Source organism: Treponema sp., from assembly GCF_017430385.1.
In the GTDB taxonomy this organism is placed as follows: Bacteria; Spirochaetota; Spirochaetia; order Treponematales; family Treponemataceae; genus Treponema_D.
The window spans coordinates 1-7,482 of record NZ_JAFRNB010000172.1 but is presented as its reverse complement, the minus strand read 5'-3'; the positions used below and the strand labels follow the sequence as shown (position 1 = coordinate 7,482).

The following is a 7,482-nucleotide window of genomic DNA, read 5'->3' as shown; positions in this document are numbered from 1 at the left end:
AGTAACATGATTTAAGCCCATACTTATGGTTCTCCTTTGTTAATTTTGGTTTTTGTGGTGAAAAACATATTAACAAATTTCCATTTGTATGGGTGTTTTTATTTTTACTATTTCAAGTTCATTTTACAATCTTCCATTTTTGAAAAAAATAATTAGCTCTGACACTCGTTGGCAGACTGAGCGATATACAATAGGTTCATAACGCAAATAAATGGAGGAAAAGCGTATGAACATTACAATTTCGGGAAATGGGGTCAAAGAAAACAAGGTCGCGTTTGACAAATTGCTTGCCAAATGGAACGAGCTTTTTACGCGCGAGGGACTTTTTGAAGAAATGGAATTTGCAGAAACGGAAAGCGATGGCACGGTTTCATTTACGAATGAAGATTCAGAACTGAGTTTTTACCAGGCGGAAGCGGGCAAGGCGAGCAGAATCGACTTTATGATTTCGGGGGAAAAGCTTGGTTCTGCACTAAACTATATCGTTGGTATGAAATTTTTGCACGACAAGGACGGATCGGAGCGTAAAAAGCTGGAAGAACCAAGCCGAAATGCCGTGATTGTGACGGAAATCGTATATGAGATTTATTCAGAAAAGCGAATTTCTTTTGTGTTCTCAAAATTCACCGATTCAAATGATGTTCTTCTGCGTGTTGAATTCAGCGATGATTCAAGCGACACTGATTTGGGAGCAAGCGTTACCGCTAGTGCAGATGACAAATCTCTTGTGTCGCTTGAAGCCCTGCTCGGCACATTGGGAAAAAATGAAATGTCAGAGCATATTTCGCTTTTTGCAAAACGGGTCAACGAATACGCGAAAAAACTTCAAGAGAAAATGACAGAAGCCGAACTCGAAGAACGATTGCAGCCCGCTTTTGATTCGTTGGATAATTTGTAGGATTTTGCTAAAATTGCAGAGAGGTATCTATGGTGACTGATGATAAAAAGCGCAAGAAAAACTCAAAACTTCAAACTTACTCAAATGTGGCTCAATCGGGCGCGGCATCAGAAGTTGTCCAGCGGTACGGCTCTGCAATTAAAGAGCATTATGTCGCCTATTCGGGTGTAGACACTGAAACAGGCGAGCAATTGAAAAAAGGACTGAAAGATATTGCAAACAGCAAGGTCAATCCCGAATACAAGGACGCAAATTTAAAACAGCAAGCGGGATTTGCCGCAGAAAACAAATACACCGCACGGCAAAATGCGGAGCGAATTATCAATAAAGACGGTTCACGCGTTCATAACACGGACATAAAAGGGAGCGGTGATTATAACGAACTTTTTGACCATATCATTACTGACAACAATGGCAATGTCATCGGTCAAGAGCAGATGAAATTTGTCGGAAGCGACCCGAAAGCCGCACTTGATAAACTTGCATCTCAAAAATTCCAAAAATATTTTGATGCCGATGCAACAATCACCGTTCCAAGTGATTATTATCAAGGAATCATTGCAGAAGCAGACAAATCAATCGCTTCTTTTCAGAAACAACTTGAGCGCGCCCGTGCAGATGGAAACACGGAACTTGCAAAAGAACTTGAAGCGAAAATCGCCAAGTATGAGAAAATAAAAACGAGCGTAAAAGATTCTGGAATTTCCAATGATGAGGCGATGGAAGCGCGGTTGCATCCTGTGATTTCTACGGCAAAAGATGTCATAAAAGTTGCTCACCGCGCAGGTGTGGAACAAGCAAAATACGGGGCGGCAATCAGCGGAAGCGTATCACTCGTGCGGAATTTTGTCGCGGTCGTAAAAGGCGAAGAATCAGCAGATGAAGCCGCACTTTCAGTTGTCAAAGACACAGGGCAAGGAGCGGCTGTAAGCTACGCGACTGCATTCGCCGGTTCTGCAATCAAAGGCGCAATGCAAAATGCAGAAAGCGAAGCCATACAAAGCCTAGCGCACACGAATCTAGCCGCAACGCTTGTTACAGTTGCCCTTGAAAGCGGAAAATCTTTGGGGAAGTATATTCGTGGTGAGATTGACGGAACAGAATGCCTTGAAGAACTAGGCGAAAAAGGCACAGGCTTGCTCAGTTCCGCGATGTTTGCTACGGCAGGGCAACTGCTCATTCCGATTCCGATTGTTGGCGGCATGATTGGCTCAATGGTAGGCTATGCGTTTGCTTCAAGTTGCTACGGTGAATTAATTGGTGCGCTCAAAGAAGCGAAGTTAGCCCATGAGGAACGCTTGCGCATAGAACAAGAATGTGCCGAAGCGATTGCCCTTATCCGCCAATATCGCGCTGAAATGGAAGTCGCCATATCAAAATATTTGAGCGACTATGTAGAAGCATTCAGCGATGCATTCAATCAAATGAACACAGCAATCGGCTTGAATGACATAGACGGATTCATGCAGGGTGCAAACTCAATTACCGCAAAACTTGGCGGCAATGTGCAGTTTGAGAATTACGATGAATTTGATTCATTTATGAAATCAGATTTGACCTTGAAAATATAAGACACAGGGGGAAATATGGAATTAGATGATTTGAAATTGTGCTATCTGTTTATAAAAACAGGTGAAACTGCGTCTGAAGAAAAACTGAAAGCATTGGAAAACGCAAAAACAAAGTCAAAACTAAGCGATTTTGAAATGCAAAACTTTGACGAGTTTTGCCACTATATTACAGATTCAAAAGATGCCGCAAAAAGACTTTTGACAATGCTTCCAAAATTGAAAAAGCAAAGCAAAAAGTCAGTTGGTATGGAAGCATTTTTCGATACAATGAACGATACATTACATCCAACTTATGAATCACGGTTACGAAATACGCCCGAAAGAGCAAGAGAGGTGTTATTCACGCTCATAGGAATTACTTCTTGTGATAAAGAGCAGTGCGAACAGGACAAGGATTTTATCAATGATTTTGCGCTTCGTATGAATATTGATGAATCCTACATACATGAATTTAAGGACATCATAAAAACTCAGCGCACACTTTACGCAAAGCATGAGAGGGCAAAAGATACTTGTAATTCTGATGAAGATAGTGAAGAACTTTTGAAGCAATGTGATGCGGATTTAAAAGTATTGGAAAAAGACATTAACGATTTAATTCAATTAGGTTAGAGGAGGAAGATTATGCCTATACCAATAATTCTCGGTGGAATTGCCGCAGGGACGGCTGCATTAGGAATCGGAAAAGGAATCAAAGCGGGCGTTGATATGAAAGATGCCAAGGATACAAACAAATATGCAAAAAGAATCATCGCCGATGCCAAGAAAGATTTAGACAAGTGCCGTAAAGCGAGCGGAACTGCACTAGAAAATTTAGGATCGAAAAAATTACAAGTTCTCGATAAAAGCATGAATCGTTTTATCGCAAGTTTTGAACAATTAAAGAATGTTGAGCTGACAGAATCGGTCGGATTAGATGAGCTTGCGAAATTTCGCATTGATAAGCAATCTATTACCAAATTAAAAGAATTAGGCAGTTACGCAACTTCTATACTTGGTGGAACTGTGGCAGGGGCTTTAGGCGGTGCGCTTACGGCTTTCGGAGCATACAGTGCGGCAATGACTTTCGCCACAGCATCTACAGGAACTGCAATCGCCACATTGAGCGGAGCGGCGGCAACAAATGCCACGCTTGCTTTCTTTGGTGGCGGCTCGCTTGCCGCTGGCGGACTTGGAATGGCAGGCGGGGCGGCAGTTCTAGGCGGATTGGTTGCAGGACCGGCACTTGCGGTAATGGGCTTTGTCATCGGAGCAAAGGCGAGCGCGCAAAAAGATGATGCCTATGCAAATTTGGCACAAGCCCGCCAAACTTGCGAAGAACTTGAAACCGCTGGCGTTGCCTGTAATGGAATTCGCAGAAGAGCTTATATGTTTTTCCGCTTGCTTGTCAAACTTGATGCATTGTTTGTTCCGCTCATTTTTAGCATGGAACAGGCAATCCAAAATCACGGTACTGATTTCCGCAGTTTTTCTGATAACGAAAAACACGCGGTAGCGGGGGTTGTGTCAATCGCAGGCGCAATCAAAGCCGTGCTTGACACTCCGATTTTGACCGAGGACGGAAAACTTACGGAAGAATCCGTCGCCATTGCAGAGGACATCTCCTCAAAAATCTGCTCATAAAGCCATGCCGTTTCCTTGCTCAAAATGCGGCGAATGTTGCCGTCATCTAGATAAAATCCCGCAACTCGCCACATTTGATATGGGAAACGGTGTTTGCATTCACCTGAAAAATAATCTGTGTGATATATATGACCAACGCCCCGAAATCTGCAATGTAGAGGCGATGTATGAAAAATATTTTGCGGAGCGGTTTACGAGGGAAGAATTTTATGCTCTGAATTTTAAAATTTGCAAAAAAATGATAAGATTGAAGAACTGCAGCAAAAAGACGAGCGTTTAGAACTCGAAAAAGAATTATTGCGTACATTAGGTACAAGACAAGGAATGGTGAGGAATTTACAATAGGAGAATAAAAAACTTGCCGATTTTAAAAGAATTTATTATTTTTATTGTTGATTGATTTTATTAAGTTAATCAACTGTAGTAAATACCACTACAAATATAAATAAAAAGCAAAAAAATTGCTATATTAGGAAAAATAAAATGGCAAAAAATTTAATTTTATTGAAGTTCGATTTTGATAATGAAAAAAAATATACAGAAGAATCTATGGAAACTTTGAGAAATGTATATCTAGGAGATGATATATATAAGCAAATAACTGATACTATAAATTTAGCAACTTTAAAAGTTTTTGATGAGAAAGACTCTAATGAATATTCAGAACTCGACTGCATTTTGGATGAAGATATCCCTAAGATTTGTAGTATAATAAAAAATACTATTTTAGAAAAGTTTTTATCTTTTCATAATAAGACAGAAGCGAATATAAAAGAAAATCTTGAAACAGATATAAAAGAAATACGAATAATTACTAATATCTATGATTTACTAGAAAAAAAACTTATCGCCTATGGTAGCGATAAAAATGTAGTTGTGAAAATAGGGTAAAAAAATGAGCAAAAATAAAGGAAAAGATGGAGAAATGCAGGTTGCTAAACTCCTAGCAAATATCAGTCAAACAAATGATAATGTAGATTTTACTCGACAAACGATAACAAATTGCCCTGATCAAGGGGCTGATTTTATTATAAAGCATGACAAAAATTTTCTACTAGAATTTGCAAAGATTGCAGATAGTTCAATTAAAAATGATAGTTTAAGAAATGTATCACAAAGAAAAAATTATGAAACACGAATTGATGTAAAAACGACGGACAAAAAATTACAAAAAGATATTGTTGATAAATTTGTTCAGGATATAAATAATTTTCCAAATTGTGATGGACATATATTAATGGGGGGAGAAGGTTTGACAAAACAGGCTAAGAAAAATTTTGATACTGCGCAAGACAATCAATCAAAAAAAAGTAAAAATATAATGTATATTCCCAATAAAGGTATCAGAAAACTTGAAGAACATTACGAGGATGAAAATAAAATAAAAACTATTGATGATATAAAAAAGAAATAACCCAATCTGACTTTTCTAATTCCATATATCTTTTTATTATAATATTAAAACACTCATTATATTTAACACAAATTCAGTTAAGTAAGGAGATTATTTCTGTGCCTTGACATCAGTCTGACCTGACTACAGGAAAAGGAAAGCTCGGTGTATGTGGTTGCCACCGCGAACAATATTTCTTCCGTGCCGCCAGAATTTTTCCGCAAGGGTAGGTTTGACGAGCTGTTTTTGGTTGAACTTCCCGATGACGAGGAACGCTGACGCATTTTCCAGATTCACCTTGCCAAGCGCGGAAAGCTTTCGCCCGCCATCGATGTGCTCAAACTGCTCCAAGCGACAGAAGGCTACAGTGGCGCGGACATCGAGAGCGTGGTCAAGGAGGCGGTGGAAGCCGCGTTCTGCGCCCCAGACGGCGAGCGCACGGTAACGACGGAGCGGCTGCTTGAAGTCATAAAAAACACAAAGAGCATTTCCGATACGCTCAAAGACAAAATCGAAAAGCTCCGCGACGAGTACAAGAAGTACAACTTCAAGACCGCGAACGGCAAGACGGAGGCAAACATAAAAACTAAAATGCAAGAAGATTCTGTGAAATTGGAAAAAGATGCACAGATGAATATTAGGACCAATATTTTTGGACTTTCTAAAATGTTTGCTTCGTTTTAACGATGAAAGACTTTTCTGGAATTTTGAAAGCATTCAAAATTCCAGAAAATAATTTTTTCAGAAATCATAAGAATCCTCAATAAATCTTTTAAAGAATTTATTCTTGTAAATAACTCTATACTCTTTTTCTAGCGTCATAGAATTTATTGATGCCACAGCAATAGCATGAATTTTTATGTCAAAATTATGTTCAGCATGATAGTTTAGAAATTTTAATATCCATTCATAGTTTAAATTATCCGAATCTAATGTATTTAAGATATTAAATTCATAATCATTGGTAATATACTTATACTCGCCACATTTTGAGCAAATTGTGTATATCGAGCACTCGCCTTGAAGATTTATATCTTCTGATTCAATGCATACCAAATTGATTAGCAAACCAGAACAATTACATCTTCTCGGCTGGATAAAGGAATTATTACAGAAAATTTTTGTTTCTATAAAGTCAAATTTAAAATCATTTGCTATGGAAATATTATGAATTTTTAACAAGTTTTCAAAATTACAATATTCTGCATTTTTAGTCCAATTATATGAACCCGTTAAAACTATATTGTTGTCTATAATACAGTATTTATTATGCAGAACGCCAAAATAATTAGGTAAGAAAGCAATTCCTACATAATCAAATTTATCTTTAAATTGTAGTATATTAATACTAGCTTTATTTGAAGTAATAATCTCAACTTTTACGCCACTTTCTTTAGCAAGCATTAGGGCATTTAAATAATCCATATCATTAAACCATGCCATGCAGATTAGAATTTCTTTTTTGGCAGTATCGATTTCTTTAAGAATCACCTTTTTCTGATTTTCAAAAAAAGCTTCTATTTCGTTTTCCATAGTTTCTAGCATTTCAATATTGAATATTGTTTAACACAAATTACCAACATCATTATGTATCTGCTCTTTGCACCAAGTCCTGACATTTTCCATATCGGCAAGAGCAGCTTTTACATGGTTTTCGCTCATTTCAAACTCCTGCGGATAGCGGATTTTTACTCCATATTGCGTGAGTTTTGCACAGGAAACAAGGACATTCTGCGGAACTTCAAGAGTCTCTGAAATAGTCGTTGCAAGGTTGCCCAGGTCGTGAGTTTTTTCTATTTCTTTTCCAAGATACTCGGTAAGGGTTTTAAGATACTTTTCTGCACACTGCTGACAGTGATAACAAATTATTTCCATTGGCTTTGGATAAAGGGTCTTGTCAAGGTGATTTGCAGTTACATAGTCCATTTCTGCAAAGCGTTCCCATTCCAATACTTCGTTAGAAATTTCGGGAAGTTTATTTTCTGTATTTTCGATTT

At 38.1% G+C, this 7,482-nt stretch carries 9 protein-coding genes; 7 read left to right on the top strand and 2 right to left on the bottom strand.

Features of this window, described 5'->3' with window-relative positions; translation table 11 throughout:
- Positions 1-226 precede the first annotated feature (226 nt).
- The 7 genes from IJJ71_RS13420 to IJJ71_RS15005 all read left to right on the top strand — a co-directional run bounded on the left by IJJ71_RS13420 (position 227) and on the right by IJJ71_RS15005 (position 6,169).
- Entirely contained in the window at positions 227-898 is a 672-nt protein-coding gene (locus IJJ71_RS13420; RefSeq protein ID WP_296847739.1) for a hypothetical protein, read from the top strand.
- A gap of 29 nt (positions 899-927) precedes the next feature.
- Complete coding sequence (locus IJJ71_RS13415; RefSeq protein ID WP_296847738.1) at positions 928-2,469, top strand: hypothetical protein; 1,542 nt, start codon at positions 928-930, stop codon at positions 2,467-2,469.
- Between the two features lie 15 nt (positions 2,470-2,484).
- Complete coding sequence (locus IJJ71_RS13410) at positions 2,485-3,081, top strand: hypothetical protein (protein WP_296847737.1); 597 nt, start codon at positions 2,485-2,487, stop codon at positions 3,079-3,081.
- Positions 3,082-3,093: 12 nt separating this feature from the next.
- A complete protein-coding gene (locus IJJ71_RS13405; RefSeq protein ID WP_296847736.1) occupies positions 3,094-4,092 on the top strand; it encodes a hypothetical protein in 999 nt (332 codons plus the stop codon).
- A gap of 483 nt (positions 4,093-4,575) precedes the next feature.
- The gene (locus IJJ71_RS13400) at positions 4,576-4,983 is read left to right on the top strand and encodes a hypothetical protein (RefSeq protein ID WP_296847735.1); all 408 of its coding nucleotides are present in this window, start codon (positions 4,576-4,578) and stop codon (positions 4,981-4,983) included.
- Between the two features lie 4 nt (positions 4,984-4,987).
- Entirely contained in the window at positions 4,988-5,506 is a 519-nt protein-coding gene (locus IJJ71_RS13395) for a hypothetical protein (protein WP_296847734.1), read from the top strand.
- A gap of 312 nt (positions 5,507-5,818) precedes the next feature.
- Positions 5,819-6,169 (top strand): hypothetical protein, encoded by a 351-nt coding sequence (locus IJJ71_RS15005; RefSeq protein WP_367113243.1) that lies wholly within the window; start codon positions 5,819-5,821, stop codon positions 6,167-6,169.
- Positions 6,170-6,226: 57 nt separating this feature from the next.
- Here IJJ71_RS15005 and IJJ71_RS13385 read toward each other — a convergent pair whose 3' ends face one another.
- Positions 6,227-7,018 carry a phospholipase D-like domain-containing protein gene (locus IJJ71_RS13385; RefSeq protein ID WP_296847731.1) on the bottom strand — a complete coding sequence of 264 codons (792 nt, stop codon included), beginning with the start codon at positions 7,016-7,018 and terminating at the stop codon, positions 6,227-6,229.
- Between the two features lie 30 nt (positions 7,019-7,048).
- Positions 7,049-7,482 (bottom strand): HEPN domain-containing protein (locus IJJ71_RS13380; RefSeq protein WP_296847730.1); only part of this gene is annotated, 434 nt, incomplete at its 5' end.

What these genes read in the sequence shown, in the direction of transcription:
- IJJ71_RS13420 (WP_296847739.1), top strand. Translation starts at nt 227, where the DNA reads ATGAACATTACAATTTCGGGAAATGGGGTCAAAGAAAACAAGGTCGCG.
- IJJ71_RS13415 (WP_296847738.1), top strand. Translation starts at nt 928, where the DNA reads ATGGTGACTGATGATAAAAAGCGCAAGAAAAACTCAAAACTTCAAACT.
- IJJ71_RS13410 (WP_296847737.1), top strand. Translation starts at nt 2,485, where the DNA reads ATGGAATTAGATGATTTGAAATTGTGCTATCTGTTTATAAAAACAGGT.
- IJJ71_RS13405 (WP_296847736.1), top strand. Translation starts at nt 3,094, where the DNA reads ATGCCTATACCAATAATTCTCGGTGGAATTGCCGCAGGGACGGCTGCA.
- IJJ71_RS13400 (WP_296847735.1), top strand. Translation starts at nt 4,576, where the DNA reads ATGGCAAAAAATTTAATTTTATTGAAGTTCGATTTTGATAATGAAAAA.
- IJJ71_RS13395 (WP_296847734.1), top strand. Translation starts at nt 4,988, where the DNA reads ATGAGCAAAAATAAAGGAAAAGATGGAGAAATGCAGGTTGCTAAACTC.
- IJJ71_RS13385 (WP_296847731.1), bottom strand. Translation starts at nt 7,018, where the DNA reads ATGGAAAACGAAATAGAAGCTTTTTTTGAAAATCAGAAAAAGGTGATT.